2 protein-coding genes are annotated in these 1,353 nt (G+C 55.7%); one reads left to right on the forward strand and one right to left on the reverse strand.

Annotated elements, in window-relative coordinates:
• On the forward strand, positions 1 to 948 hold a 948-nt coding region (locus NZK35_RS33815; RefSeq protein ID WP_259636945.1), incomplete at its 5' end, for a DUF1559 domain-containing protein.
• A gap of 110 nt (positions 949 to 1,058) precedes the next feature.
• Here the strand turns inward: NZK35_RS33815 and NZK35_RS33820 are convergent.
• The gene (locus NZK35_RS33820; protein WP_259636946.1) at positions 1,059 to 1,241 is read right to left on the reverse strand and encodes a hypothetical protein; all 183 of its coding nucleotides are present in this window, start codon (positions 1,239 to 1,241) and stop codon (positions 1,059 to 1,061) included.
• Between the last annotated feature and the right edge of the window lie 112 nt (positions 1,242 to 1,353).

The raw sequence follows: 1,353 nt of genomic DNA on the forward strand, positions 1-1,353 counted from the left end.
TTCATGGAGCAGCAAGCGATTTGGGACGAAATCAGCCAACCGAATCGCATCAATGCCAATGACCCGACGACACCGTTTGCGATTCCGTGGCCTGCGATGGGACCGGCGCCGCACTTGAATCGTTATCGACCTTGGGTCACCGAAATTCCGATGCTCCGCTGTCCCAGCGATCCGGGGGTCGGGCTGCCGGCTTTGGGACGCACCAATTATGGTGCGTGCATGGGGGATTCGATCCACTGGGCCGTTCGCGGACCGATCGACTTCGATCGCAATCAGAACCGTTCGGACTTCTGGGTGCCGAAGCAAACCAACGGTCAAGCGCGAAACTCGTTGGCGTGTGACCGCGGTGTGTTTGTACCGCACAAGGATTCGAAGTTCCGCGACATCTTGGATGGTCTTTCCAACACCATCATGATGGGTGAAATCATCACCGATTTGCAGGATCGCGATAAACGCGGCCGGCAAACACGGAACGCCAACCTGGCGGGCAACGGCAACTCGGTCATTCTGCAGAACCCAAAATGGTGTGAAGACCAAGGTCAAATTGACCCTGATCGTCCCAAGTTCTGGGATCCAAGCGCGCCCGTTGATACCGGTGCCGGCAACGGCCGGGGGTATCGTTGGGCGGACTTCCGCATCATGTTCTCGGGGATGTCCACGGTCTTGCCGCCCAATGCGGAAGTTTGCGGGATCAACAATACCGGCAACACGCTGATCGGCTCAGCGTCGAGCCGTCACCAAGGCGGTGCTCACGTCTTGATGGGTGATGGGGCGGTCATCTTTATGACCGACTCGGTCGAAGCGGGGAATTCGAGAAACCCGATGGTCTATCTCAATGGTACACCGGCCAACAACAATGTGCCGGGCTCACAGAGTCCGTACGGGCTTTGGGGTGCACTGGGAACCAGGGCGAGCAGTGAAACGATCGAAGAGCAGCTTAACCAGTAGCGCAATGGACGCTCACTAGCGACCAAAAGAAAAACTCGGCTTCGCAGAGCGAAGTCGAGTTTTTTTGTGTCGTGATCGTTGCAACTGGGGAGGAACGACTCGGCAACGTCCTACTCCGTTTCTTCGAAATCCTCATTCATCGCTGCTTCTTCGGCAGCGATCGCAGCTTCATAGGCCTCGATCTCGGATTGCTCGGCGTTTTCAGTCACACTACCACCTTCGTTGCCACCGCAACCGACCAAACACATTGCCACGGCAAACGTGAACACCAAACCCATTGATTTGAACATCATTCCAACCTTGTTAATTGTTCTGTTTCTGCGTCGAACACAAACCATCAGTATACAAAGTCGGCGTCTGGCGTTCGAGGCCTTGGCGTTGGTCACACGACGATCGCATCAAAAT

Origin of the sequence: Stieleria sedimenti, from assembly GCF_025060895.1 — a bacterium.
GTDB lineage: Bacteria > Planctomycetota > Planctomycetia > Pirellulales > Pirellulaceae > Stieleria > Stieleria sedimenti.